The organism is Myceligenerans indicum, assembly GCF_016742955.1.
Taxonomy (GTDB): Bacteria; Actinomycetota; Actinomycetes; order Actinomycetales; family Cellulomonadaceae; genus Myceligenerans; species Myceligenerans indicum.
This window is the reverse complement of sequence record NZ_JABBYC010000024.1, coordinates 16729-41299: the sequence shown is the minus strand read 5'-3', so window position 1 is coordinate 41299 and position 24571 is coordinate 16729. Positions and strand designations below refer to the sequence as shown.

The 24571-nt window shown below is 71.1% G+C and carries 23 protein-coding genes, 1 tRNA gene and 1 other RNA gene; 11 read left to right on the top strand and 14 right to left on the bottom strand.

The features are described 5' to 3' along the window. Positions 1 to 4: 4 nt before the first annotated feature. Both HGK34_RS23555 and HGK34_RS13385 read right to left on the bottom strand, forming a co-directional pair. Complete coding sequence (locus HGK34_RS23555) at positions 5 to 1276, bottom strand: HupE/UreJ family protein (RefSeq protein WP_201848121.1); 1272 nt, start codon at positions 1274 to 1276, stop codon at positions 5 to 7. 29 nt (positions 1277 to 1305) lie between these two features. Next, on the bottom strand, positions 1306 to 1932 hold the full coding sequence (locus tag HGK34_RS13385; protein WP_201848119.1) for a hypothetical protein: 627 nt from the start codon (positions 1930 to 1932) through the stop codon (positions 1306 to 1308). A gap of 198 nt (positions 1933 to 2130) precedes the next feature. Between HGK34_RS13385 and HGK34_RS13380 the strand changes: the two genes are divergently transcribed. After that, entirely contained in the window at positions 2131 to 3366 is a 1236-nt protein-coding gene (locus HGK34_RS13380; RefSeq protein ID WP_201848117.1) for an NAD(P)/FAD-dependent oxidoreductase, read from the top strand. Between the two features lie 449 nt (positions 3367 to 3815). After that, on the top strand, positions 3816 to 4997 hold the full coding sequence (locus HGK34_RS13375) for a 3-deoxy-7-phosphoheptulonate synthase (protein WP_201848114.1): 1182 nt from the start codon (positions 3816 to 3818) through the stop codon (positions 4995 to 4997). 100 nt (positions 4998 to 5097) lie between these two features. Here the strand turns inward: HGK34_RS13375 and HGK34_RS13370 are convergent, their stop codons facing one another. The 5 genes from HGK34_RS13370 to HGK34_RS13350 all read right to left on the bottom strand — a co-directional run bounded on the left by HGK34_RS13370 (position 5098) and on the right by HGK34_RS13350 (position 10397). Beyond that, positions 5098 to 5832, bottom strand: coding sequence for a glutamine amidotransferase (locus HGK34_RS13370; protein ID WP_201848112.1), 735 nt, complete (start codon positions 5830 to 5832; stop codon positions 5098 to 5100). A gap of 61 nt (positions 5833 to 5893) precedes the next feature. Next, positions 5894 to 6820, bottom strand: a complete 927-nt coding sequence (locus HGK34_RS13365; protein WP_201848110.1) for a bile acid:sodium symporter family protein — start codon at positions 6818 to 6820, stop codon at positions 5894 to 5896. Between the two features lie 247 nt (positions 6821 to 7067). Then, a complete protein-coding gene (locus HGK34_RS13360) occupies positions 7068 to 8180 on the bottom strand; it encodes an aspartate-semialdehyde dehydrogenase (RefSeq protein WP_201848108.1) in 1113 nt (370 codons plus the stop codon). Positions 8181 to 8187: 7 nt separating this feature from the next. Beyond that, entirely contained in the window at positions 8188 to 9495 is a 1308-nt protein-coding gene (locus HGK34_RS13355) for an aspartate kinase (protein WP_201848098.1), read from the bottom strand. A 110-nt stretch (positions 9496 to 9605) separates the two neighbouring features. After that, positions 9606 to 10397 (bottom strand): TSUP family transporter, encoded by a 792-nt coding sequence (locus HGK34_RS13350; protein ID WP_201848096.1) that lies wholly within the window; start codon positions 10395 to 10397, stop codon positions 9606 to 9608. A gap of 144 nt (positions 10398 to 10541) precedes the next feature. Between HGK34_RS13350 and recR the strand changes: the two genes are divergently transcribed. Both recR and HGK34_RS13340 read left to right on the top strand, forming a co-directional pair. Beyond that, the gene (gene recR / locus HGK34_RS13345; protein WP_307815949.1) at positions 10542 to 11141 is read left to right on the top strand and encodes a recombination mediator RecR; all 600 of its coding nucleotides are present in this window, start codon (positions 10542 to 10544) and stop codon (positions 11139 to 11141) included. Positions 11142 to 11158: 17 nt separating this feature from the next. Next, positions 11159 to 11728: a DUF5063 domain-containing protein gene (locus HGK34_RS13340; protein ID WP_201848094.1), complete on the top strand. Its 570-nt coding sequence runs from the start codon at positions 11159 to 11161 to the stop codon at positions 11726 to 11728. Between the two features lie 51 nt (positions 11729 to 11779). Here HGK34_RS13340 and HGK34_RS13335 read toward each other — a convergent pair whose 3' ends face one another. The 3 genes from HGK34_RS13335 to HGK34_RS13325 form a co-directional block, all read right to left on the bottom strand. Continuing rightward, entirely contained in the window at positions 11780 to 12931 is a 1152-nt protein-coding gene (locus tag HGK34_RS13335; protein ID WP_244666704.1) for an ABC transporter permease, read from the bottom strand. Next, positions 12928 to 13848, bottom strand: a complete 921-nt coding sequence (locus HGK34_RS13330) for an ABC transporter ATP-binding protein (RefSeq protein WP_201848091.1) — start codon at positions 13846 to 13848, stop codon at positions 12928 to 12930. Before HGK34_RS13330 ends, HGK34_RS13335 begins: the two co-directional genes overlap by 4 nt. A gap of 75 nt (positions 13849 to 13923) precedes the next feature. Further along, on the bottom strand, positions 13924 to 15447 hold the full coding sequence (locus HGK34_RS13325; RefSeq protein WP_201848089.1) for a serine hydrolase domain-containing protein: 1524 nt from the start codon (positions 15445 to 15447) through the stop codon (positions 13924 to 13926). A 108-nt stretch (positions 15448 to 15555) separates the two neighbouring features. Here HGK34_RS13325 and HGK34_RS13320 point away from each other — a divergent pair, with 108 nt between their 5' ends. Both HGK34_RS13320 and HGK34_RS13315 read left to right on the top strand, forming a co-directional pair. Further along, positions 15556 to 18384 (top strand): DNA polymerase III subunit gamma and tau, encoded by a 2829-nt coding sequence (locus HGK34_RS13320; RefSeq protein WP_201848087.1) that lies wholly within the window; start codon positions 15556 to 15558, stop codon positions 18382 to 18384. Further along, positions 18381 to 18851 carry an NUDIX hydrolase gene (locus tag HGK34_RS13315; RefSeq protein WP_307815948.1) on the top strand — a complete coding sequence of 157 codons (471 nt, stop codon included), beginning with the start codon at positions 18381 to 18383 and terminating at the stop codon, positions 18849 to 18851. The genes HGK34_RS13320 and HGK34_RS13315 overlap by 4 nt, the downstream gene beginning before the upstream one ends. A gap of 69 nt (positions 18852 to 18920) precedes the next feature. On the opposite strand, the gene HGK34_RS13310 is transcribed toward HGK34_RS13315, so the two are convergent. Next, a complete protein-coding gene (locus HGK34_RS13310; protein WP_201848085.1) occupies positions 18921 to 19397 on the bottom strand; it encodes a nitroreductase family deazaflavin-dependent oxidoreductase in 477 nt (158 codons plus the stop codon). 87 nt (positions 19398 to 19484) lie between these two features. Then, positions 19485 to 20060 carry a riboflavin biosynthesis intermediates N-glycosidase gene (gene ybiA, locus HGK34_RS13305; protein ID WP_244666703.1) on the bottom strand — a complete coding sequence of 192 codons (576 nt, stop codon included), beginning with the start codon at positions 20058 to 20060 and terminating at the stop codon, positions 19485 to 19487. 241 nt (positions 20061 to 20301) lie between these two features. Here ybiA and HGK34_RS13300 point away from each other — a divergent pair, with 241 nt between their 5' ends. The 3 genes from HGK34_RS13300 to HGK34_RS13290 are packed head-to-tail and all read left to right on the top strand — an operon-like array spanning position 20302 to position 22228. Continuing rightward, the gene (locus tag HGK34_RS13300) at positions 20302 to 20703 is read left to right on the top strand and encodes a VOC family protein (RefSeq protein ID WP_201848081.1); all 402 of its coding nucleotides are present in this window, start codon (positions 20302 to 20304) and stop codon (positions 20701 to 20703) included. After that, complete coding sequence (locus HGK34_RS13295) at positions 20700 to 21443, top strand: ABC transporter ATP-binding protein (protein WP_201848079.1); 744 nt, start codon at positions 20700 to 20702, stop codon at positions 21441 to 21443. The genes HGK34_RS13300 and HGK34_RS13295 overlap by 4 nt, the downstream gene beginning before the upstream one ends. Next, entirely contained in the window at positions 21440 to 22228 is a 789-nt protein-coding gene (locus HGK34_RS13290) for an ABC transporter permease (RefSeq protein ID WP_201848077.1), read from the top strand. Before HGK34_RS13295 ends, HGK34_RS13290 begins: the two co-directional genes overlap by 4 nt. 87 nt (positions 22229 to 22315) lie before the next feature. Here HGK34_RS13290 and ffs read toward each other — a convergent pair. Then, positions 22316 to 22412, bottom strand: an RNA gene (gene ffs / locus HGK34_RS13285) — signal recognition particle sRNA small type. 191 nt (positions 22413 to 22603) lie between these two features. On the opposite strand from ffs, the gene HGK34_RS13280 reads away from it, so the two are divergent. Together HGK34_RS13280 and HGK34_RS13275 are read left to right on the top strand one after the other, a co-directional pair. Then, positions 22604 to 22688, top strand: a tRNA-Ser gene (locus tag HGK34_RS13280). Positions 22689 to 22810: 122 nt separating this feature from the next. Further along, on the top strand, positions 22811 to 23494 hold the full coding sequence (locus HGK34_RS13275; protein WP_201848075.1) for an HAD family hydrolase: 684 nt from the start codon (positions 22811 to 22813) through the stop codon (positions 23492 to 23494). A gap of 3 nt (positions 23495 to 23497) precedes the next feature. Here HGK34_RS13275 and HGK34_RS13270 read toward each other — a convergent pair whose 3' ends face one another. After that, on the bottom strand, positions 23498 to 24166 hold the full coding sequence (locus tag HGK34_RS13270; protein ID WP_201848073.1) for an NsdA family TPR-like regulatory protein: 669 nt from the start codon (positions 24164 to 24166) through the stop codon (positions 23498 to 23500). Positions 24167 to 24571: the final 405 nt, after the last annotated feature.

Here is a 24571-nt window from a genome sequence, read left to right as displayed (position 1 = left end):
GTCGTCACCGTAGGGACAACTCCCGGGCCGGCGCGTCTCCTCGGATGCGCCGCCTGTCTCGCGCCCACGCCGCGCCCGCCAGGACGAACAGTCCGAGCGCCACCATCCAGGCGTCGGCGATCACCGCGTCCTCGACGCCGGCGAGCGGATCGGTGAGCACACCCAGCCGGTCCAGCACCCAGACGGTCGCCATGACCAGAGCCACCGCAGCCCCTCCCCGGCGTACCGGAGCCGCCCAGCTCGAACGCGCCAGGATCCAGAGCGACGGGAAGACCAGAGCCACGACGGTGAGCTGCGACAGCTCCACGCCGACGTTGAACGCCAAAAGGCTGAGCACCGACGTCGGACCGGACAGCCCCAGGTCCGTGAGGATCCCGGCGAACGCCAGGCCGTGGACCAGGCCGAACCCGCCCGCGATGAGCACCTCGCCCCTCCGGGTCAATGGCCGGATCGCGTGAATCCCTGCGATCCCGATCGAGACGGCCACGAGGACCTCGACCGGCCCGGCCGGGAACGACACCCAGCCCAGGGCCGCTGCGACCAGCGTGATCGTGTGCCCGGCGGTGAACGCCGTGACGACTGCCAGCAGGTCCCGGACCGTCCCGGCGGCCGCCTCACGCGGCCGCCAGCGCCGGGCCACGGCAACCATCGGCGCGACGAGCAGCAACGTGACCAGGAACAGGAGGTGGTCGGCCCCTTCGAGGACATGGTGGAAGCCGAGGCCGACCATGTCGAGGACACCGGTCGACGCCGACGACGCCGCGTCGGCGGAGGCGTCACCGATCGCGATGCTCGGCTCCGAACTGGTGATGACACCCGCCGTGGAGACGTTGTCGGAGGCGTCGGTGAGCACGACGACGGCCTCGTGGCCGCTGTCCGCCTCGATGACGCCGTCGTACGACAGGACCAGGTCGTCGCCGTCGGCCCCGCCCGTGTCGAAGGTGACGTCCACGCTGACGGACTCGATGCCCTCGACGGTCTCGAACGTCGCCTCCCCCCAGGTCTCACCCCAGACGGCGCCGTCGGCGCCGGTGGCAGTGAGGTGGTCCGCGAGGTAGCTGACGAGGGTGTCCGCGTCGGAGCTGCCCACGGCGTCCTCGAGGGTCCGGGCCGCCACCGACACCGTCGCGTCGGCGCCGTCCTCGGAGGTCCGCAGCGAGATCGTGCTGCTGTCGAGGCTGTGCGCCTGCGCGGCGGACGGAGACATGATCGTGAGCACGGCGATGACCGCCGCCGCGAGGACGGCGGTCACGCGCCGGATCAGTGGGCTGCGCACAGGATTGCTCCTCGTGGGCCGGTGCCCGGTCAGGACCCGATCCCGGTGAAGGTCGGCGTCGCCTCCTGCCCGTCCCAGGTCACCCGGTACGTGAAGGCCTCCTCCAGGGCGTCGAGGTACTGCTCCCCCTCGTCGGCGCTGATCGTGCCGTCCGAGACCAGGCCGTCGATCGCCGGGCTCCACGAGTCGACCAGCGCGTCGATGAGCGTCTGCGGGTCGATCCCCAGGTCCTCGGCGACCGCCGCCAGGTTCTGGCCCTGTTCCTCCATGCGCACGTGCATCTCGTCGTGCGTGATGCCGAGGACGTCGATCAGGGTCTGCTCGACGGGCTGATGCCCCCGGTGCAGGCCGAGGCTCGCGTCCCCGTACGCCTGCTGCACGAGTTCGATCAACTCGTCCTCGGTGGTGACGGCATCGGGGTCGACGGCCATGCCCGGACCGCCCGCAGCGCCCTGCGGCGCCCCGTCCGGTGCGGTGCCGTCCGCTGCTCCCTCCCCGTCCGCGGCGGTCCCGCCGGCGGTTCCGTCGTCCGCCACGGCCTCGACCGCGACATCGGAGCCGGACTCCGCGCTGTCGTCGGACGCTGCGCTGCAGGCCGCCAGGAGAGGCAGCATGCCGGCGAGGGAGAGGGCGGCGATCTTGGTGCGGATCTTCATGGTTGCTCCTGGTGCTTCCGGTTGTCGTGTGCCCTCACTCTCCGGCCCCGTCCCCTGCGAAGTCTGACCGGAAGCTATGCGGAACCCATGAATGACCGCACGCGGCCGGACACCGGTACCGCAGCGGATCGCCCGCCCCGCGCGCGACCGCGTGCCATGAGAGCCTGGACGCGTTCGTGCGACCCCGGGAGGCACGTGATGGAACCGATCGTCCTGGTCGGAGGAGGCCTGGCCAGCGCCCGCGCGGCCGAGGCACTTCGTGACGAGGGATACGACGGCGACCTCGTCGTCGTCACCGCCGAGCCGCACCACCCGTACGAACGCCCGCCGCTGAGCAAGGACTTCCTGCGTGCCGAGTCGGAACGCGACGTCGTCTTCCCGCTCGCGGCCGACTGGTACGACACCCACGGCGTCGAGGTCCGGACCGCCACGCTCGCCGTGGGGCTCGATGCCGCAGACCATCTCCTCACGCTCGCCGACGGCGGCACCCTCGCCTACTCCCGGTGCCTGCTCGCGACCGGTTCCTCACCCCGGCCGCTCGACGCCCCCGGCACCGATCTGGCCGGAGTGCACTACCTGCGCACCCTCGACGACGCCGACCGGTTGTCCCGTGTCATCCTCGACTGCTCCCTGGAGGGCGCGGGCCGCGTCGCCGTGGTCGGGGACGGCTGGATCGGGCTCGAGGTCGCCGCGTCGGCCCGTACGCTCGGCCTGGACGTCACCGTCCTGGGCCGGAACAAGGCACCGCTCGCCGGCGTGCTCGGACCCGAGATGGCCGAGATCTTCGCCGACCTGCACGCCGAGCACGGCACCCGCCTGATCCGGGAGACCTCGGCGGTCCGCCTCACCGGCTCCGAGTCCCGGGTGGTCGGCGTCGAACTGGACGACGCGACCGAGGTCGACGCCGACATCGTGGTGATCGGCATCGGGGCCACGCCCAACGTGGGGCTGGCCGAGGCCGCCGGGCTCGACCTGCGACCCGCGGGCCAGGGTGGCGGCATCGCCGTCGACGGCACCCTGCGCACGTCCCACCCCGACGTCTTCGCCGCCGGGGACGTCGCGAGCATCCCCTCACCGCACTACGGCCGGCCGCTGCGGGTCGAGCACTGGGCCGCGGCCAACGACAGCGGGATCCACGCGGCCCGCGCCATGCTGGGCGCCGACGCACCGTACGACAGCCTCCCGTTCTTCTACTCCGACCAGTACGAGCTCGGCATGGAGTACCTCGGCTGGGTCGAGGCCGGTCGGGGATACGACGACGTCGTCGTGTCCGGGTCGGTGCGCAAGCGCGAACTCGTCGCGTTCTGGGTCCGCGACGGCCGGGTCCTCGCCGGCATGGCCGTGAACGTCTGGGACCAGGTGGACCGGATCAAGAAGCTGATCCTCACCGGGCGCGACGTCCCGCGCGAGGAGCTGGAGAACTTCACGGCCTGATCCGCGAGGACCGCCCGCATGAGGCCCGGCCTTTCGCCCACGGCGGAATGTCTGGCACTATTCGGGTCCATGGACCCGAGGGGCAGGCGAGCAGTGACGCTGGTGTGCGCACTGGCCGCGCTGTACGTGCTCGCCGCCGCGATGACGAGCTTCGCGTGACCGACCACATACCGAGCAGCGCTGGACGCACGCGCTCGGCCCGGCTACCTTCTTTTCTGTGAACATCCGTTGGTATTGGCGCTTTACGTCGGCTCCTGGTGGAGCCCGGCGCGCACGCGCCTGACCACATCCACCCGGAGCCACCAGGGCCTAGGACACCGACCGTGTCCGGGCCCTTCGTCATTCCAGACGGGCCGCTCCGGATCACGAGGCGGTGGCGGCACCCGCCTGGACGCAGCAGCAGTCCACGCATCAGCCGAGCACCACCGACCATCAGGAGCAGCGAACCGATGAGTACGCCGACCACACAGCCGGGCCTCGACCCGTCGTCCGAGCCCACGTCCGACCCGACATCCGGGGCCGTGTCGTCCGGGACGGCATCGTCACCGGCCACCGAGGTCCAGGCCCGCACGTCAGACCTGCGCGTCCGCGCCCTCGAGCCTCTGCCCGCACCCCGCCGGATCCTCGACGAGATGCCGCTGGGCACCCAGCGCGGCGACCTCGTGGCCACGTCGCGACGCGAGGTCCGCGACGTCCTGACCGGTGAGGACGACAGGCTGCTGGCGATCGTCGGCCCGTGCAGCGTGCACGACCCCGCCGCTGCCCTGGAGTACGCGCAGCGGCTGTCGGTCGTGGCACGCGAGCTGGCGGACGATCTGGTGGTCGTGATGCGGGTGTACTTCGAGAAGCCGCGCACCACGGTGGGCTGGAAGGGGCTGATCAACGACCCGCACCTGGACGGCAGCCACGACGTGCACCACGGTCTGCGCCTGGCACGGGAGGTGCTGCTCGGCGTGCTGGACGCGGGGGTCCCCGCCGCGTGCGAGTTCCTGGAGCCCACCAGCCCGCAGTACATCGCCGACGCCGTCACGTGGGGCGCGATCGGGGCACGGAACGCGGAGTCGCAGGTCCACCGCCAGCTCGCCTCGGGACTGTCGATGCCCGTGGGCTTCAAGAACGCCACGGACGGCGACGTGCAGATCGCCGTGGACGGCTGCATCACCGCCGCCAGCGAGCACACCTTCTTCGGCGCGGACGCCGAGGGCCGCGCCGCGGCGGTGGAGACGGCGGGCAACCCGGACTGCCACGTCATCCTGCGCGGCGGGCGCGGGGGCCCGAACTACGGCGCCGCCGACGTCGCCGCCGCCCTGGACGTGGCTCGTGCGTCCGGCCTGGGCGGCGCGGTCGGGACGGGTGTCGTGGTGGACGCCAGCCACGGCAACTCCGGCAAGGACCACGTCCGCCAGGCCGAGGTGGTCCGGGAGATCGCCGAGCGCCTCGCGACAGGCGAGTCCGGGATCACGGGCCTCATGCTCGAGTCGTTCCTCGAGGCCGGGGCCCAGAAGCCCGGCCCGCTGGACACCCTCACCTACGGCCGGTCCGTCACGGACAAGTGCATGGACTGGAACACCACCCAGACCCTCCTGGGCGTCCTGGCCAAGGCCGTCCGCGAGCGCCGCGCGGCCTCCTGAGCGAGCTGTAAGGAGCCGGAGCGAGCGTCCGGGCGGCCGCGGTCCGAGTCCTGTGCGTCCTTGACTCGGACCCCGGCCGGGCGGACGAGATCGTGGGCGGTCAGTCCTGCGCGTACCGCTCGACGAAGTTCCGCAGGATCCGCATCGGGTGCGTCACCTGGACGACACGGGCGCGTTCGGTGACGATGGCCGCCTCGTGGGCCGGGAAGTAGCCGTACTCCTTGTACACCTCGATACGCAGTTCGATACCTGCGAAGTCCAGTTCGGGGTGGAACTGCGTGGCGTACATGTTCTTCTTCACACGGAACATCTGGACGGGGCAGCCGGCGGACGAGGCGAGCAGGACGGCGTCGTCGGACAGCTTGCGCACGGCTTCCTTGTGACCCACGTACGCGACGAACGAGTCCGGTACTCCGGCGAGCAGCGGGTCGTCGGCGCCTGCCGGCTGCAGTTCGACGGCGACGGGCCCGGGTGACTCGCCGAACGTCCGGTCGATCTCGGCGCCGCGGTGCGCGCCGAGCGTCCCGACGCCGTAGCAGGCGCCGAAGAACGGGAAGTCACGTTCCACGACCTGGTCCAGCAGAGCGAAGATCTCGGACTCCACGCGCCGCTGCACCGGTGTCTTCAGCAGGGGCGGGTCGGAGAAGTTGAACGGCCCCCCTCCGGTGATGATCCCGGAGTAGTCGTCCAGCGTCACCTCGCCCAGCGGCGCGGACTCCAGCCGGACGCGGTGGAGCTGCTCCGGGGCGAGACCGCCGTAGTTCAGGAACGCCTGGTACTCGGCGTCGGCGGCCTCGTCCTCGGCGCGTGTCGCGAGGAGCAGGAACGGCTTCATGACGGAAGCCTAAGAGGTCGGGGGGATCGGTGCCGTCAGGTGTACGAGGCGTGAGAACGGGTCAGCGGCGGATCGTCGGCCTGCGGGCCCACCACGAGGCCAGCGCCGATCCGGACACGTTGTGCCACACGGAGAACAGGGCCGCGGGCAGCGCGGCGGCGGGTGAGAAGTGGGTGGCGGCCAGGGAGGCGGCGAGGCCGGAGTTCTGCATGCCGACCTCGATGCTGACGGCCCGCCGGGCGGACCGGTCGAGCCGCGCCGCCTTGGCCGCGCCGTACCCCAGGAGCAGGCCGAACAGGTTGTGCACGACGACGGCGAGCGCCACCAGGATCCCGGTGCTCAGGACCGTGTCGGCGTTGGCGGCGACGATCCCCGCGACGACCACCACGATGCCGGTCACCGACACGAGCGGCAGGTACGGCAGGAGCCGCTCCACGATCCTTCCCGCGACGGCCCTCAGCGCGAGACCGGCGAGCACGGGAACGAGCACCACCTGGACGATCGAGACGAACAGATCCATGAACGCCACGTCGAGGGTCTCGTCGGCGAGCCACAGGATGAGGGCCGGTGTGACCAGCGGCGCCAGCAGGGTCGAGACGGCGGTCATGGTCACCGACAGTGCCGTGTCGCCCTTGCCGAGGTGCACGATGACGTTCGACGCCGTTCCGCCGGGAGCGGCGCCGACCAGGATCATGCCGAGCAGCGCCATGCCGGTGAGCCCGAACAGCCCGCCCACGGCCCAGGCGGCGAGCGGCATCACGAGGAACTGCGCGACGACGCCGATCAGCACCGCCCAGGGTCGCCGTGCGACGAGTGCGAAGTCACGTCCGCGCAGGGTGAGCCCCATGCCGAACATGATGATTCCGAGGAAGAGCGGGATGTGCTGGGCGACGGGCGCCACCGCGCGTGGCGCGAGCAGCCCCGCGACTCCTCCGAGGACCACGAGTACGGCGAACCATCGTCCTGCGAACTGGGCAACCCTGCGCATCGCACTCCCGTTCCTCGTGGGGCCGGAACGCCGTTCCGTCGACCGGTCGGTCCTGTCGCCGGCCTTCTTCTGCCTGCCCCGGCGTTCGTCCGGCGGACAGCATAGCCGGGTGACCGGCTGCTTCCCACATTCCGGCGCTGTCGCCGGGAGCGGGCGGGATGCGGCTACCGCCTCGGGCAGCACGAACGCCGGGGTGGAAGATCCGTGAGAACCTCCGCCCCGGCGTCGGACATGCCGCGAAGACCTGTCAGGCGTCGGCCTCGGCCGCGTCCAACGCGCTCAGCGCGGCGAGATCGTCGGCGACGATCTCGGCGATCTGCACGGTGTTGAGCGCGGCGCCCTTGCGCAGGTTGTCGTTCGAGACGAAGAGCACCAGCCCTCGCCCACCGGGCACCGACTGGTCGGCTCGGACACGGCCCACCAGCGACGGGTCCGCACCCGCCGCCTCCAGCGGCGTCGGCACGTCCGTCAGAGCCACGCCGGGCGCGCCGCCGAGCAGCTCCCGCGCGCGCTCGGGCGTGATCGGCTCCGCGAACTCGGCGTGGATCGCGAGCGAGTGCCCGGTGAAGACCGGCACCCGCACGCACGTCCCCGCGACCGCCAGATCCGGCAGCCCGAGGATCTTGCGCGACTCGTTGCGCAGCTTCTGCTCCTCGTCGGTCTCGCCGGAGCCGTCGTCCACGAGGTTGCCGGCCAGCGGGAGCACGTTGAACGCGATCGGTGCCACGTACGCCTTCGGGCTCGGGAGGTCCAGCGCCCCGCCGTCGTGCACGAGGCCCTCGAGCCCCGGCTCGCCGGCCTCGACGGCGGCCCTCGCCTGGCCCGCCAGCTCGGCCACGCCCGCCAGGCCGGAGCCTGACACCGCCTGGTAGGTGGCGACCTTGAGCCGTTCCAGCCCGGCCTCGTCCGCCAGCGGCTTGAGCACCGGCATCGCGGCCATGGTGGTGCAGTTCGGGTTCGCGATGATGCCCTTGACCGCCTCGCTGACGGCCTGCGGGTTCACCTCGGACACGACGAGCGGCACCTCGGGGTCGAGGCGCCACGCCGAGGAGTTGTCCACGACCACGGCACCCGCCTCGGCGAACCGCGGCGCCTGTTCGCGCGAGGTCCCGCCGCCGGCGGAGAACAGCGCGATGTCGATGTCGGCGAGGTCCGCGGTGGCGGTCGCCGCGACGTCCTCCACCGTCACGCGGACACCGGCGAACTCCAGCTGCTGCCCGGCCGACCGGGACGACGCGAACAGGCGCAGTTCCTTGACGGGGAACTCACGCTCGGCCAGCAGCCGCCGCATCACGGCGCCCACCTGCCCGGTCGCGCCGACGACGGCGACGTTCACGCCCTGGGAAGAGATCACGGCCATCGGGCGATCACCGCCCCGTCCCGGCGTAGACGACGGCCTCGCCCTCAAGGCTGTCGAGGCCGAACGCGGTGTGCACCGCGCGCACGGCATCGTCCAGCGAGTCGGCCCGCGTGACGATCGAGATCCGGATCTCCGAGGTGGAGATCATCTCGATGTTGATCCCGGCGTCCCGTACGGCGCCGAAGAGCCGGGCCGAGACACCCGGGTGGGACTTCATGCCCGCACCGACCAGCGACAGCTTGCCGATCTGGTCGTCGAACTCGAGGCTGTCGTAGCCGACCTCGCCCTTGACGTCCCGCAGCGCCGCGAGCGCGCTCGGCCCGCTCCCCTCGGGAAGCGTGAACGAGATGTCCGTCCGGCCGGTGGAGGCCGCCGACACGTTCTGCACGATCATGTCGATGTTCGAGCCGGAGGCCGCCACGACCTCGAAGATGCGCGCGGCCATGCCGGGCTTGTCCGGGACGCCGGTGACCGTGATCTTGGCCTCCGACCGGTCGTGTGCCACGCCGGAGATCAGCGGGTCTTCCATGACGTCCTCCTCCTCGTCGCCATCAGGGGCGTTCGGGTCGATCAGGTCTCCATAGGTGCCGGATACGAGGGTGCCGGGCGCACCGCTGAACGACGACCGCACGTGCAGCGGCACGCCGTATCGCCGTGCGTACTCGACGGCGCGCAGTGCGAGCACCTTGGCGCCCGAGGCCGCGAGCTCCAGCATCTCCTCGTACGTGACGCGGTGGATCTTGCGCGCCGTCGGCACGATGCGCGGGTCCGCGGTGAACACGCCATCGACGTCCGTGAAGATCTCGCAGACGTCCGCGTCGAGGCCGGCCGCCAGCGCCACCGCCGTCGTGTCCGAGCCACCACGCCCGAGCGTGGTGACGTCGTCCTCCTTCTTGTTGACGCCCTGGAACCCGGCCACGATCGCGACCTGGCCCTTCTCGATCGTCCTGCGGATGCGGTGCGGGACGACGTCGACGATCCGCGCCTTTCCGTAGGCGGCGTCGGTGATCACGCCGGCCTGCGGGCCCGTGAACGACTTCGCCTTGATCCCCAGGTTGTTGGTCGCCATGGCGAGCAGCGACATGGAGATGCGCTCGCCCGCGGTGAGAAGGATGTCCATCTCCCGCTTGGGCGGGAGCGGGCTGATCTGTGCGGCCAGGTCCAGGAGGTCGTCGGTGGTGTCCCCCATCGCGGAGACCACGACGACGACGTCGTTCCCGGCCCGCTTCGCCTCGGCGATGCGCTTGGCGACCCGCTTGACGCTCTTCGCGTCAGCGACCGAGCTACCGCCATATTTCTGCACGACAAGTGCCATGTGCCTGCTTCCTGTTGCCGGCCTCCGTCTCTTTCAACGGCCCGCCGGATCGGTCTGCTTGCGGACCCAGGCTACGACGACGGTCTGACGGTCTCCAGCTCGTCCACGCTTCAGGACAACCATTCGGCGACCACGTCCCAGCCAAGCCGGAGTATCAGGACGGCAACGACGAGCACGAAGACGACCCGCACGAACCGCGACCCGCGCGCCACCGCCATGCGCGCCCCGATGTACGCCCCCACCAGGTTCGCCGCCCCGAGGCCGAGGCCGAGCGTCCAGATCACGTGCCCTGCCGGCACGAAGAAGATCAGGGCTCCGAGGTTGGTCGCGAAGTTGACGATCTTCGCGATGGCCGACGCCGGCAGGAACGAGTAACCGAGCACGCTCACCAGCGCGATCACCAGGAAGGTGCCCGTGCCGGGTCCCAGGAGGCCGTCGTAGCCACCGATCAGGAGCCCGATCGCCGCGGCGATCCGGCGGTGCCCGTTGCCCACCCACCGCAGGTCGTCGTACTCACCGAGCTTCGGCTTCGCGAGCGTGAAGACGAGCACGCCCGCGAGCACCAGCAGGATCACCGGTTTGAACAGGTCGGCCGGGATCAGGGAGGCCAGCGCGGCCCCGCCGACCGCGCCCGCCAGCGCCGCGAGTGCCATCGGGCCGGCCGTGCGCAGGTCGGGTCCCACACGGCGGTAGTAGGTGACCGACGACGTCGCCGTGCCCAGGATGCTGCCGAGCTTGTTCGTCGCGAGGGCCTGCACCGGGGTGATCCCGGGGACGAGCAGCAGCGCCGGGAGCTGGATGAGCCCTCCCCCGCCGACGACGGCGTCGACCCATCCGGCGGCGAGGGCGGCGAACAGGAGCAGGGCGATGGTCAGGAGATCGAGCTCGGGCACGCTGCGCATTCTCTCCCGGCCGTCGTCCCACGAGCGACGATGTCCGGCGCCGTGGCCGCCGGACGGGCCGCGGCGTGGTGGCCCGGCCCGTGGACCCGGCCCGTGCCACGGGAACCGTCGTCGATGTCGGACTCGCCGCGTAGGCTGTGCGGCGTGTACGAAGGCGCGGTCCAGGACCTGATCGACGAGCTCGGCCGGCTTCCGGGCGTCGGCCCCAAGAGCGCGCAACGCATCGCGTTCCATCTGCTCGCCGCGGACGACCACGAGGTGAAGCGGCTGGTCGACGCGCTCGTGGAGGTGAAGCGGCGGGTGCGGTTCTGCGAGCTGTGCGGCAACGTGGCCGAGGCGGAGCTCTGCCGCATCTGCGCGGACCCCCGCCGTAGCGACGAGGTCATCTGCGTGGTGGAGGAGCCCAAGGACGTCGTGGCGATCGAGCGCACCCGCGAGTTCCGTGGCCGGTATCACGTGCTCGGCGGGGCGATCAACCCGATCGACAACGTCGGCCCGGACGACCTGCGCATCAAGGAGCTGATGTCCCGGCTGGCGGACGGCACGGTGCAGGAGGTCATCATCGCGACCGACCCGAATGTCGAGGGAGAGGCCACGGCGACCTATCTTTCCCGATTGATAGGTTCGCTCGAAATCACCGTCTCGAGGCTGGCCTCCGGCCTGCCCGTCGGTGGAGACTTGGAGTACGCCGACGAGGTGACCCTCGGGCGGGCATTCGAAGGCCGGCGGATCGTCGGCAACTGATCACAGGGGTGACAACGATGAGCGAGATCGCCGCGGACTCCGACCTCCGCGAGGTTGCCGACCAGGCATCCGCCCAGGCCAGAACGTTCCTCTCGACGATGACGAAGGTCGCGTCGGGGTCGATGCCGGGCGCCGAGCTCTCGCTTCTGGTGCTGGCCACGAGCGACCTGCTCGCGGCCGGGGCCCGGCTCGCGGCGATCGTCGACGTCGTCCCCTCGGAGCGGTACGAGCCCGATGCCGGCCCGGAGACCGACATGGACCCGCTGCGTGATGCCCTGTCGCAGCTTCTCGACGGTTTCGACGACTACCTCGAGGTCTCCGACCCGATGCTGGGCGAGGAGGTCGGCCCGGCCACGCTGTCTGGCGATCTGGCCTGCGTCGCCGAGGCCATGGCCAAGGGGCTGCAGCACTATGACACCGGCCACCAGCTGGAGGCCCTGTGGTGGTGGCAGTTCAGCTACTTCTCCGTGTGGGGCGAGCGCGCGGCGTCCGCGCTGCGTGTGCTCCAGTCGGTGCTCGCCCATCTGCGCCTCGACGTGGCCGACGACGTCGCCGCCGAGGCCGAGTACGACGCGCTGCACGCCTGACCGGGCACCACACGCTCCGGCCCGGGCGCACGGCTCATCCGACCTGCTCGGTCATGCCACTCGGGTGCCCTTCGGCAGGACGCCCGCCGGGATCCGGAGCCGTCGCACGGCGACCGCGGCCCCGGCGCCTCCGAGCAGCAGGTCGAACCCGAGGCCCCAGGGCCATGCCATCCGGTCGGTGACGACGGTCTCCTCGACGGGGGCATCCGGGTCGGGCCCGAGGCGCGTCCAGCACTCGTTGCGCTCGGCGCCCTCGTCCGTCATCGCGTATCGCACGCCGTACTGCATCATGGCGAGCAGGTTCGTGTCGTTCATCTCGTCGGGGTCCGCGACCAGTGGCTGCGCGTCGGCCACGAGGACGAACGGATTGGGCGCGAGCATCCACCAGGTGCGTTCGTGATGCCAGACCTCCCGCACCTGCGTCCGCCACTCGCATTCCTCGGCGAAGCCCGTGTCCTGGTCGAACGAGGTCTGCGTCCAGACACGGACGGGGTCGCTCGTGGTGGTCAGCGGCGCCAGCAGCCCGAACAGGATCGGCAGGACGACCGTGATCGTGCCGATCGTCAGGTAGGTGAGGACAGCGGCGGCGGACGGCTTCGTGACCAGGGCCGAGAAACCGAGGCCCACCGCGCAGACCACACCCAGCACCACGGCCAGCATGAGCAGGGTGCCCACCAGCGCGAGCACGGTGACACCGCCGGCGAACAGCGCCCACACGACGAACGGCACGCTCGCGACGAGGAATGCGAGCGCCGCGAGCCAGGACGCCGCCAGCTTGCCCAGCACGATCTCGGCGGGGCTGAGCATCGTGACCTGCAGCGTGGCCAGCGTTCCCGCGTTCCGGTCCCCGTTGATCGCGCCGGACGACAGGGTGGGGGCGACGAGCAGCCCGAGGAACAGCACGAACAGCACGACGATGCTGTAGATCATGCCGCCGAACGGGTCGCCGGGGCCGGAATAGGAGGAGTCCCTCGCCTCCACGGCGAACGCCCACGTCGTCAGTCCGGTGATCAGAGCGACCACCAGCACCCACAGCACGAGCGCCAGCTTCCAGCGCGTCGACCGCACGCGCTGGCGCAGTTCCAGCCGGGTGACCGTGCGGAGCCCGTGCCACGACAGGGACCAGGTTCCGCGCTCGGCCCGGGCGGCCGCCGTCGGCTGCGCCGGTGTGGGCGCATCCGTGCCCGTGGTCGTCCCCGTCATCGCCGTTCCTCCTCGAGGGCCAGGTACTTCTGCTCCAGGACGCCGCCCGCGGGGGCGAGGCTCACCACGTCGATGCCGGCACGCACGGCGTCGCCCAGCAGGGCGGCCGCCTCGGTGTCGGCGGACAACGGGACCAGGACGCTGCCGCCGTCGGGGTCGACGTCGTACGCGACGCCTGCCCGGGCGAGATGCGCCACGAGCGCCTCCGGGTCCAGGGCGGTGATCCGCCACCGGCGGGTCTCGCCCGCCGACTCGATCGTCTCGGCGGCGACCGTGCGGCCCCGGGAGAGGAACACGGCGTCGTCGGCCATCTCGTCGAGCTCGGCGAGCACGTGCGAGGAGACGAGCACGGCCTTTCCCTCGGCGGCGAGCCGGCGCAGGAGCACCCGCAGGTCCACCCGGGAGCGCGGGTCGAGGCCGGACGCCGGCTCGTCCAGCAGCAGCACCTCCGGGTCGTGCACCAGGGCGCGTGCGAGACCGAGGCGCTGCTTCTGCCCTCGTGAGAGCACGTGGGCGGGCTGGTCGGCGAGCTCGGTGAGGTGCACGAGGTCGAGGAGTTCGGCGGCGCGGCGCCCGCCGTCGGCGGGGGCGATCCGATAGGCGCCCGCGACCGTGGTGAGGACCTCACGCGCGGTCAGGGAGTCCCAGGTGCCGAACACGTCCGGCATCCAGCCGGTGCGTGAACGGGCCTGGTAGCTCTGTGTGACCGGGTCGAACCCGGCCACGGAGACGGTGCCGCCGTCCGGAGCGAGCAGACCGGCGAGCATGAGCAGGAGAGTGGTCTTTCCGGAACCGTTGGGCCCGATCAGTGCCGTCACGCGACCGGGTGCGGCGACGAGGTCGACGTCGGCCACGGCCTGGACGCTGCCGAACGACCGCCTTACACCGTGCGCTGCGACTCCGCTGCCTGGGGACATGGTGGAGAGGCTAGCGGCGACCATCGCCCGTCGGCCAGGGAAGTGGGAGCGAGACCTGTTTCCGTGGCCGGGTCGTCAGATCGTCGGTTCGGGCTCCGGCCGGGCAGCCGTGCCGGTCGCGTCGAGCAGGTGTGTGTCGCCGAACGCCACGTTCTGGTCGAGCGAGACCGTCACGTCGTCGCCGTCGAACCGGAGCGTGAGGGTGAACGTGAACGGGGCACCGACCGCGACCATGCGCACCACCAGCGTGTTCGGCTCCGTCCAGGCGGCGGCGCAGGCGAGTTCCTCGGGGCCGTCGGCGAGCTCCACGTCCTGCCGCACCCACTCGCCGTGGCCGAGCGTGAGCGTGCGCCGCTTCCCGCCGATGTCCTCACGCAGCACCAGGCGGCCGTCGTCGTCCAGGTCGAGTTCCAGCGCCTCGAGACCGCCGTCGTTCGGGGACATGCGGTAGGTCCGGCCGGTGACCGGTGTGCCGGGCCGGGTCCGTTCGCCCGTCGGCCGGGGAAGGTGCAGGTCCCAGGTGATGCCGCCCTCGGGCGGCGCCACGACCGGCGGCGTCTGCGAGCCGCCGGCGGGCAGGACACGACCCGGGGCGTCGTGCGGCAGGCCGGCGTCGCGCGCGGCCACCGGGTCGAGCGACGGGAGCAGGGCGTCCCAGACGGCGTCCTGCACCGACTGGAGGTTCTGGACGCCGGAGGTGATGGCGAGCACGACGTCGTGGTCCGGCCAGACGATCGAGTACTGCCCGAACGCGCCGTCGGCCCGGTAGGCGCCGAACCGCGACCGCCAGAACTGGAACCCGTAGCCCTGGCGCCACTCCGGCCAGTCGTCGTGCGTGCTGTGGATCTGGCGGGACGTGGCCGCCTCGATCCACTCCCCCGGGATGAGCTGCTCGCCGTCCCAGTGACCTTGCTGCAGACAGAACTGTCCCAGCTTGGCCAGGTCCTCGGTGCGTACGCGCATCCCGTAGCCGCCGACATCCAGCCCGTCCGGGTCCTGCTCCCAGGTGGCGCCCTGGAACCCGAGCGGCTCGAGCACGCGTTCGCCCAGGTAGTCGAGCAGGCGGCGGCCGGTGAGCCGCTGCACGATCACGCCGGCCAGATAGGTGGCGCCGGTGTTGTACAGGAACCGTGAGCCGGGCTCGTCGGGCACCGGCTGGGCGAGAATCTGGCGCACCCAGTCGCTCTCCTGCATCCCGAGGTTCGTGGGGACGATCGCTTCCATCGTCGAAGCGGCGTGGCCGGTGCTCATGGTCAGCAGGTGCCGGATCGTCATCGCCCGCAGGTTGTCCGACGGCGCCTCGGGAGCCTCTGCGGCGAAGTGGTCCAGGACCTTGTCGTCGAGGTCGAACAGCCCGTCGACGAACGCCAGGCCGACGGCGATGCTGGTGAAGCTCTTGCTCACCGAGAACATGAGGTGCGGCGTCTCGGCGTCGTAGGGGGACCACCAGCCCTCCGCGACCACCTTGCCGTGGCGCAGCAGCATGAAGCTGTGGACGGCGTCCAGGCCGTCGAGGTTCTCCACGAGACGGCGGACCGCCGCCGGGTCCAGGCCTTCGGCCTCCGGGTTGGAACGGGGCAGTTCGCGCGTCGTCGTCACGCGACGATGGTAGGCGACCCGTGGTGGCCCACCCGACGTGCGGCGGCTCGGGTGCGCGCCGTCCGTCGCTGTCGGCGCGTGTCAGCCTCCCCGTCTATCGTTGCTCGCGTGACCACCGCCTTGTATCGCCGCTACCGGCCCGACACGTTCGCCGAGATGATCGGTCAGGAGCACGTGACGGGACCGCTCATGCAGGCGTTGCGCAGCGGCCGTGTCAACCATGCCTACCTGTTCAGCGGCCCGCGCGGGTGCGGCAAGACCACGTCGGCCCGGATCCTCGCGCGCACGCTGAACTGCCATCGCAACACCCCCGAGACCCCCCTGGACACCCCGTGCGGCGAGTGCGATTCGTGCGTTGAGCTGGCCCGCGGCGGGCCGGGATCGCTCGACGTCGTCGAGATCGACGCCGCCAGCCACAACGGCGTCGACGATGCTCGCGACCTGAGGGAGCGGGCCACCTTCGCCCCGGCACGGGACCGGTACAAGATCTTCATCCTGGACGAGGCCCACATGGTGACGCCGCAGGGCTTCAACGCGCTGCTGAAGATCGTCGAGGAGCCCCCGCCGCACATCAAGTTCGTCTTCGCGACGACGGAACCGGACAAGGTGATCGGCACGATCCGGTCGCGCACGCATCACTACCCGTTCCGTCTGGTCCCGCCGGACGTGTTGTCCCCGTACCTGGAGAAGCTCGCCGACTCGGAGGGCATCCAGGTCGGGGCGGGCGTGCTGCCGCTCGTGACGCGAGCGGGCGGTGGATCGGTCCGGGACTCACTGTCGGTGATGGATCAGCTGATCGCCGGGGCCTCGGGCGGCGAGGTGGGCTATGACCTGGCGGTCGGCCTGCTCGGCTACACGCACTCGTCCCTGCTGGACGATGTCGTGGACGCGCTGGCGGCCAGGGACGGCGCGTCCATCTTCCGCGTCGTGGACCAGATCATCGCCACCGGGCACGAGCCGCGGCGGTTCGTGGAGGACGTGCTCGAACGGCTGCGTGACCTCATCGTCATCGGGGTCTCCGGGGACGCGGCCGACGCCGTGCTCCGTGAGCTTCCCACCGATCAGCTCGAACGGATGCACGCCCAGGCCGGACGGCTCGGCGTGGCCGAGCTGTCCCGCGCGGCCGACCTGGTCAACGCGGCGCTGACCGAGATGACGGGCGCGACGTCGCCGCGCCTGCACCTGGAGCTGCTGTGCGCGCGGCTGCTGCTGCCCGGCGCCGATGACGGCACGGCCGGGCTCGCCGCACGTATCGACCGGCTGGAGCGTGGTGGTATCGCCGCACGGGCAGCCGGAGCTTCCGTGACCGAACCCGCCGCCGAACCGGCAGCCGCCGAGGGTTCCGGCGGCGGTCTGTCCGGAGCCGCGGCCGCACGAGCCGTGATCGAGGCGAATCGCGCGAAGAAGAACGTCCAGACGGGTGGCACGACGCCGTCCGGCGGCTCCGGGGCTGCCACGAACAGCCGTGAGATGAACGGGGACGGCACCAAGCAGCCGGATTCTTCCGCGGAACCTCGCGTGTCCGGGCCCTCCCAGGCCGCCCCCGTGCCGACCAGCACCGAGAGCGTCGCGTCCCGCACGCAGCAAGCCGTTCAGGAGGACCGGGCGGTGCACCCGCCGGCAGCCGCTCCGGCGGCGGATGTCCCCGCAGCGGAAGCCCCCGCGACGGATGCCCCGGCGGAGCAGGCCCCGCGGCCGAGCGAGGGAGCGCCCTCCCCCCGGTCGGAGCAGCACCCCGCTTCGCCCAGCTCCGGCGCGATGACCACGGAGGAGGTACGCCGCCGCTGGCCGGAGGTACTGGAGACACTGTCTGCGGCCCGGGTCACCTGGTCACTCGTGGGGCAGAACGCACAGGTCGCGGCACTCGACGGAGCAGTGCTGAAGCTGGCCTTCCGCGCGGACGGTCTCGCGCGGGCGTTCTCCAACCCCCGGCACACGAACGCCGTCGAGGATGCCGTCTACCAGACCCTCGGCGTGCAGGTGAAGGTCGAGGGCATCGTGGGGGACGGTCCAGGTCCAGGCGCCGCCGGGCCGGGCGGGAACCCCGGACCGGGCGGAGGTGCGGGACCAGGCGGGAACACCGGACCAGGCGGAGGTGCAGGACCGGACCGGGCCCCTGACGAAGCGGGCGAGCCTGGTGTCGGCTCCGGCCCCGGTGGGGGCACCTCGGGCCGCGCCGGACAGAACGGCAGCACCGGCCCGGGCGCCCAGGCTTCGACCGACTCCACGGACTCCGGTCAGAGCCCGAGGGATTCAGCACCGGAAGCGACGGCCTCCACGACCCCGGCCGCCGAACCAGACGGCTGGCCGACGGTACCCGTCCCCGGTGCGAGGTCCGGCACAGCGACAACGGCAAGCGCGGCCCCGTCGAGGAACCAGCCCACCGAGTCCGCTCCGCTGTCCCCGGGCTCGCAGCCGTCCCGGGCTGAACCGGCCGGTCCCCCCGGTGGAGTCGCCGCACAGAAGCCTGTCGGCGCGGCTGCCGTCGCCGTCGCCGTCGCCGAACGCCCGGCGACGGCGCCGGCGTCGTCCACGGCGACCGCCACGCCCCCGGACGACGAACCGATCCCCGAACCTCCGCCGGACTACGACGACGACCTCGAGCCCGGCGGGGACCGCACCCCGTCGCCGCCGCCCGTCCCGGAGTCGGTCTACGCCACTCAGGGTTCACCGGGCCGGCTGACCGGTGCCGAGCGCGCCCGGGAGGCGTTGCGACGCGCACAAGCGGCACGCAACCCCGATGCGGCCGGCGCCGCCACGGCCTCGACGGGGCCATCGGGGACCTCTGCGTCACCGGTGGGCCGGGCCGCCACGTACGACGAGCTGTCTGCCGACGATCCGGATCTTGAGACCGGGGGCAACGGGCTCGTCGGGGTGCCACTCGTCGTGAAGGTGCTGGGCGGAACGGTGATCGACGAGAAGGTCGATCAGGCGTGACGGCGCCGCCCGCAACGCTGCGGATCGTCGCGGCGGTGGTGGTCGGTACCGACGGGCGTCACCTCCTGGCACGCAAGCGGGGCACGACGTCGTACATGCAGGTGGGCGGCAAGATCGAGCCGGGCGAGGAGCCGGTCCCGGCCCTGCTGCGCGAGTTCGAGGAGGAGGTCGGCCTTGCGCTCCTGCCCACGCGCGTGGAACCGCTCGGGCGGTTCAGCGCACCTGCGGCGAACGAACCGGACCACCGTGTCGACGCGCACGCCTTCGTGGTCCGGCTGGAGCCGGGTGAGCACCCGCGAGCGCAGGCGGAACTGGAGGAGTTGAGGTGGATCGATCCGGCGACGCCGACGACGCCTCGTCTCCCTCATCCGATCGCGCCCCTCAGCCTCGATCTGCTCACCGCGTGGCATGAGAAGGCCGTCTCCGCGGAGGTCGGTGCGAGCGACGGCGGGCAGCCCGAGCGTTGACGGGACGGGAAGGCGGCCCGAGCGAACGCGACAGGTCACGAGGCCGGGCCCGCGGAGACTGACCGCTGATCAGGCAGGAAGGAAGGCGAGCATCGGCAGGGTCTCGAACAGCCGGCGGCGGTCCGCGTCGGTGCTGTGATACTCGAACCCGCTGAACCTGCCGAGGAGAGGCCGGGCCACCGGCATCAACAGCCGATTGCGGCGTTCATACCCGGCGAACACCTCCGCAGCCTCATCGGTCGGTACCACGCGGTATGACGCCGCTCGTGGCGTCTTCCCGAAGCTGACGCGCACGCCGGAACCCGACGTGATGTTGAGCAGCCAGTCCGAGTGCTTCCCGAAGGCGGCCACCACGAAGGTCTCACCCGTGGCGTGGTCGTAGCGCACGACCTCCAGCACGGTGGTATGTGACCGTCCGCTCCGCCGCCCCACATGCGTGAGCTGCACGAATCGGTGACCGAGCAGACTGCCGAGGCCGCACCGGTAGAGCAGGTTCGGCACGGCGAACGCACGTCGGAGCCAGCCGGGCATCGCCTTGTTCGCCATGTCGCCCACTGTAGGACGACGTGCGCCGGCGAGCAGGTCCGAGCGCCGGTTCGCGGCCAGGATTTCGAAGGTCGGCCCGGAGCACGCCTATTCCGTCGTGGCGCCACGCAGCCTGGCCCGCGCCTCCATCAGGGCGAAGCCGAGCAGGTTGAGCCCTCGCCAGGCGCTCGGGGTCTCGGCGTTCTCGTTGCGCGCCCCCATGCCGATGCCCCAGATCCGGTCACGCGGACTCGCCTCGACGAGGACGCGTTCGCCGGTGTTGACGAGATAGGTGCGCAGTTCAGGAGTTGACAAGAACTTGTGGAGGCTCCCCCGGACGACGACGTCGAAGCGCTCTCGCTCCCAGATCGAGTCCTCGAATCCTCGCACCGTGCGTCCTGCCGCCTTCGCCAGGGCGGGGTTCGCAGCCTCCACCGCGGCCCGTTCGGCCTCGGCGTCCTGGAAGAGGCGCGCCTTCTCGGCCATCATCCAGTGCTCGGCCGTTTGATACACCACCCCCTCGACCGTGAACGGCGAGGGCCACCACTGACTCAGGCAGCCGCGGCCGAGTGCGCCGTCTGCCTCAGGCTTGTGGCCCCAGAAGTGCAGGTACTTGACGGCAGCGCCGGATGCGACGTGGGTGACGAGTTCATCGACGGAGCGAGGTGCCGCGGTGCTGACCATGCGGGACAGCATGCCAGGGCGCACCGGCCCCGGGATTCGCTGAGGGCCGCGCCGGACAGGGGCACTCCGAGCGCTGGACTGCACCGACGGGCCGCCGCTACACGAAGCCCCCTGCCGCCGTCGGCCCTCGACCTGACCCTTCCGAGGAACCGCCCTTCTGATCGCTACGGACTCCGTCGTACTGCGGCCGCGCCGGTCACGTCGTGGGAACGGCTCGTCACCGCCTGCAAGGATGATGCGCATGACTCGCGGGATGCTTCATCACATCGAACTGTGGGTGCCCGACCTGCCCCGAGCCGAGCAGTCCTGGGGCCGGCTCCTGTCGCGTCTCGGCTACACCGAATATCAGCGCTGGCCGGAGGGGGTGAGCTGGACTCTCGGCGGCACCTACGTGGTAGCCGAACAGAGCCCAGCGCTCTCGGCCTCGTCGCACGATCGACGGCGCCCGGGCCTGAACCACCTCGCGTTCCACGGCGGCAGCAGGATGGAGGTCGACGCGCTCGTCGCCGACGCGACCTCCCACGGCTGGGCGCTCATGTTCCACGACCAGCACCCGTTCGCCGGCGGGCCTGACCACTACGCCGCCTATCTCAGGAACGAGGACGGCTTCGAGGCAGAGATCGTGGCCGGGGACGCGCCGTGAGCCCAGCCCTTGAGCTCGATCGGGTCTCCCACTCCTTCGGCGCCCGGACCGCTCTCGACCAGTTCTCGATCACCGTCGACTCCGGTGAGGTCGTCGCCCTGATCGGATTCAACGGTGCCGGCAAGACGACGGCGATGCGTATCCTCGCCGGCCGGCTCCGTCCCGACCGAGGCACCCCCAGACTGTTCGGCCACGGCCCGGGCCGCCTGCCCGGACACGTCGCACGCCGCTTCGGGCAACTCGTGGACGCCCCGTTCGCGCACCCCGAGCTCACCGTCAGGGAGAACATCCGAGCGGCTGCCCGCCTCCACGGCCTCGACCGCACGTCCGCAACCCGCGCCGCCTCCACGGCCGTCGGGCAGCTCGCACTCGAACCGTGGGCGCACACGCGATCGCGCGCCCTGTCCCAGGGCAACAGGCAACGCCTGGGCATCGCCTGCGCCACCGTTCACGCGCCCGAGGCCGTCGTGCTCGACGAACCCACCAGCGCCCTGGACCCGCGTGGCGTCGTCGTCGTGCGTGACCTGATCCGCGAATGCGCCGCACGCGGCGCGGCGATCCTGGTATCCAGCCACCACCTCGACGAGGTCTCACGTGTGGCGGACCGGATCGTCGTCGTGCACGACGGCCGTGTCGTCGGTCAGCTCGAGCCTGGCGGCACGGACCTGGAACGCCGCTTCTTCGAAGTCGTGCACGACGCCGACACGCGCTCCGCGGCCGGCCCGGAGGTGGCGCAATGAGCGGCTTCGCCGCCGCCTGGGAGACGGAGTGGCTCCTCTGCGTGCGCTCCACGGTCGTCCGCCTCGCCACGGCGATTCTCCTGCTCGCCGTCCCCGCGGCATCCGTCGGAGCGGTGGCGCTCGCCCGCGCGGACACGGCGGCGACGATCACCACCGCGAAGTTCGCCCCGTACGCGACCGGACCGCTGTCTGCGACGCAGGTTCTCGTGGCGGCCCAGATCCTGTCCGTCGCGATCGTGATGGCGGGCGGTTTCGCCATGGCCTGGACGTTCGGCCAGGAGGTCGCCACAGGCCTCGCCGGGGCACGGGCGGGGATGGCCACCTCCAGCGGCAGTGTGGCCCTCGCCAAGGTCCTCGTGCACGTCATGTGGCTGGCGTCCTGCGTGGTGGCCACCGTCGGGTCAACAGTCGCCGTGACAGCCCTGATCTGCGCCGTCACAGGGCAGCCGTTCGTCGACGACACCTGGTCCCGGGCCGGCCTCGCTCTGACCGCAGGGTTGCTCTCCGCTGGGCTGTCGATCCCGTTCGGCTGGGTTGCCACGGTCACCCGCAGCCCGCTCGGCACGATCGGAGTGCTGATCGGGGTCGTCGTGGTGGCGCAGCTCGTCACCGCGCTCGGTGTGGGTCCGTGGTTCCCGTACGCGGCCACGTCGCTGTGGACGCAGATGGGAGGGGCGGAAGCCGCAGCGGACGTCGGCCTGCCGAACCTGGCTCTGGCCGCGGCGGTCGCTCCGGCCGGCGCGATCGCCGTCACCCATGCATGGGGGCGACTCGACGACATCTGACGGGCGCCTGCCCGCCTGCTCCGTCGTCCGTTGTCCGTCGACCCGTCGACCCGTCGACCCGTCGACCCACGGAACCCTCCCGGGGACAGCAAGGACCCCTCGCACACCCACCAGAGCTCACTTACCCTTGCTGCCTTCCGGCCCTGGGGGAGTTCGGCGAGGTGATGCCGCACGAGGGGTCTGCCACCACCATAACCGAGGGTGTCCCGGAATCCCGAATCCTGCGGTGGTACCCGCATGGACCCGGGCGAACGATCACGTCACACCCCTGCCACCCCGTTTCGATTCGGCCTCAGCCCCTTCGGTCCGGTATCCTCGTCAGGCCGTTCCCGGTACGCGTTCGCGCGGTCGGCTCGGCCGTGCCCGAGGGCACGAGGAGGATTCGCCTAGCGGCCTATGGCGCACGCTTGGAAAGCGTGTTGGGTTCACGCCCTCGGGGGTTCGAATCCCCCATCCTCCGCCGGACTAGCCCCGGGATCTTCGGATCCCGGGGTTCTTCGTTGCAGCAGCGCGGTAGGCGGACGCACCCTGGCGAGCTCCTAAGGACCGTGGCATCCGGCCTGGTCACGATAGGCTCGAAGCATGATTCGCGCGGTGTTCTTCGATGTCGGCGAGGTCTTGGTCAACGAGACGCGGGAGTACGGGACGTGGGCCGATTGGCTTGGGGTTCCGCGCCAGACGTTCTCGGCTGTGTTCGGAGCTGTGATCGCGCAAGGCCGGGACTACCGGGAGACCTTCGGCGAGTTCCGGCCGGGGTTCGATCTGACGGTCGAGCGTGAGCGTCGTACGGAGGCTGGTCGGCCGGAGTGGTTCGGTGAGGACGACCTGTACGCGGACGTCCGATCCTGCCTGTCGCAGCTTCGAAGCCAAGGTCTCGTGGTTGGGATCGCGGGCAACCAGACACTGCGGGCCGAGGGAATCCTGCGGGAGCTGGACCTGCCGTGCGATGTGCTGGGCACGTCGGACTCGTGGGACGCGGAGAAGCCCGACGTGGCGTTCTTCGAGCGGCTCGTCGTGGAGGCCGGCGTTGCGGCGGGCGAAATTCTGTACGTGGGTGACCGGCTCGACAACGACATCCGGCCCGCACTGACTCTCGGGATCGAGACCGCGGTCCTGCGGCGTGGCCCGTGGGGTCACATCCTGCGCGGCGAGACTGCGGCGCGGATCCTCGGTGAGGACTACGAGGCACAGTGCTTGTTCCAGCTGGACTCTCTGGCTGAACTACCGGACCACGTCGCGAAGCACAACGCCGCTGCCGCAGGGTAGCCGCTACCGCGATGGAGCAGCGAGGACTGCGGCACGCTCAGCGAGTTGTGGTCCGTACGGACTGGTCGAGAGCGCGGCGACGACGTCGTGCATACGGTCGACGGCGGTGGCGTAGGGCGCGTTCTCCATGATCGACATCGCATCGTCGGCATGCGCGGCAGCCTGCGCCGGGTCGACAGTTGCCGAGGCGGCCGCGAGGTCAAGCAAGAGTACGGGGCGCTGTTTGACTGACTTCTCGTCCAAGCCGTCCAATGCCGTAGCCAGCCATGTCTGTGCTGCCAGCGGGTTGCCACCCAGAAGTTCAGCGTTACCCGCGAATCCCGCCAGGCGTGCCGGGTCGTAGAAGTCGAACCACCCGGGCGTGCCGTTGTCTTGTTCGGTGAGTTCCGCTTCGGCCATCGCGATGTGTACGCGAGAACGCGCGGCTTGTCCGGTGCGCGCGTGGACCTCGGCAGCAACGCAGTTCACCCATGACCGCAGCCACGAACTCTCGCTGAGCGCGGGATGTGCGGCGGCCTCAGCCAGATGCGGTCGTGCCTCCGCGGCGTCGCCGGCGAATCCGGGGACGAAGGCGTGGTGCGCGGTGACCGCTGCGGCCAGGTCATGATCGAGGGATTGCCCGACGGCGGTCCGCGCAGTGGTGCTCGGATCTCGGGATTGGTCACAGCGCACAAGCCTATCCGTACGGCTGCGTGCCGCTTCAGAGTCACGGCACGTCTCGATAGAGCCGATGGCGGCCAGCGTCAGGTTCGTACCCGGGAACCCACAGCGGCAGCTCGCACCACGGCGAGGCAGCGCTGCCTCCTGGAATCCGGACCCACTCGGCTCGTGGTGCGATCGGTGATCCGGGCGACGCCTGGTCGACGAGCCTCCGCACCCGGTACATCGCCACCGCACGGTTCCCGCAGGCGTCGTGCCGTTGCGCTTCAAGCGCGAACCGCATAAAGAACCGAACACGATCCAGGATGTCCAGCACCCGCCCCAGTCATACTCCAAGGGGATTAACCAGCCCCCGAAACGCCGCAATGACCTGCCGACACGCCCGGAATGCGGACACACATTTTGGCCGCTAACCCC

Coding starts and splice junctions, on each gene's coding strand:
- HGK34_RS13370 (WP_201848112.1), bottom strand. CDS start 5,832: ATGAAGCCGTTCCTGCTCCTCGCGACACGCGCCGAGGACGAGGCCGCC.
- HGK34_RS13335 (WP_244666704.1), bottom strand. CDS start 12,931: ATGACGGGGACGACCACGGGCACGGATGCGCCCACACCGGCGCAGCCG.
- HGK34_RS13340 (WP_201848094.1), top strand. CDS start 11,159: ATGAGCGAGATCGCCGCGGACTCCGACCTCCGCGAGGTTGCCGACCAG.
- HGK34_RS13385 (WP_201848119.1), bottom strand. CDS start 1,932: ATGAAGATCCGCACCAAGATCGCCGCCCTCTCCCTCGCCGGCATGCTG.
- HGK34_RS13375 (WP_201848114.1), top strand. CDS start 3,816: ATGAGTACGCCGACCACACAGCCGGGCCTCGACCCGTCGTCCGAGCCC.
- ybiA (WP_244666703.1), bottom strand. CDS start 20,060: ATGGTCAGCACCGCGGCACCTCGCTCCGTCGATGAACTCGTCACCCAC.
- HGK34_RS13365 (WP_201848110.1), bottom strand. CDS start 6,820: ATGCGCAGGGTTGCCCAGTTCGCAGGACGATGGTTCGCCGTACTCGTG.
- HGK34_RS13290 (WP_201848077.1), top strand. CDS start 21,440: ATGAGCGGCTTCGCCGCCGCCTGGGAGACGGAGTGGCTCCTCTGCGTG.
- HGK34_RS13275 (WP_201848075.1), top strand. CDS start 22,811: ATGATTCGCGCGGTGTTCTTCGATGTCGGCGAGGTCTTGGTCAACGAG.
- HGK34_RS13300 (WP_201848081.1), top strand. CDS start 20,302: ATGACTCGCGGGATGCTTCATCACATCGAACTGTGGGTGCCCGACCTG.
- HGK34_RS13330 (WP_201848091.1), bottom strand. CDS start 13,848: ATGTCCCCAGGCAGCGGAGTCGCAGCGCACGGTGTAAGGCGGTCGTTC.
- HGK34_RS13350 (WP_201848096.1), bottom strand. CDS start 10,397: ATGCGCAGCGTGCCCGAGCTCGATCTCCTGACCATCGCCCTGCTCCTG.
- HGK34_RS13360 (WP_201848108.1), bottom strand. CDS start 8,180: ATGGCCGTGATCTCTTCCCAGGGCGTGAACGTCGCCGTCGTCGGCGCG.
- HGK34_RS13355 (WP_201848098.1), bottom strand. CDS start 9,495: ATGGCACTTGTCGTGCAGAAATATGGCGGTAGCTCGGTCGCTGACGCG.
- HGK34_RS13380 (WP_201848117.1), top strand. CDS start 2,131: ATGGAACCGATCGTCCTGGTCGGAGGAGGCCTGGCCAGCGCCCGCGCG.
- HGK34_RS13310 (WP_201848085.1), bottom strand. CDS start 19,397: ATGGCGAACAAGGCGATGCCCGGCTGGCTCCGACGTGCGTTCGCCGTG.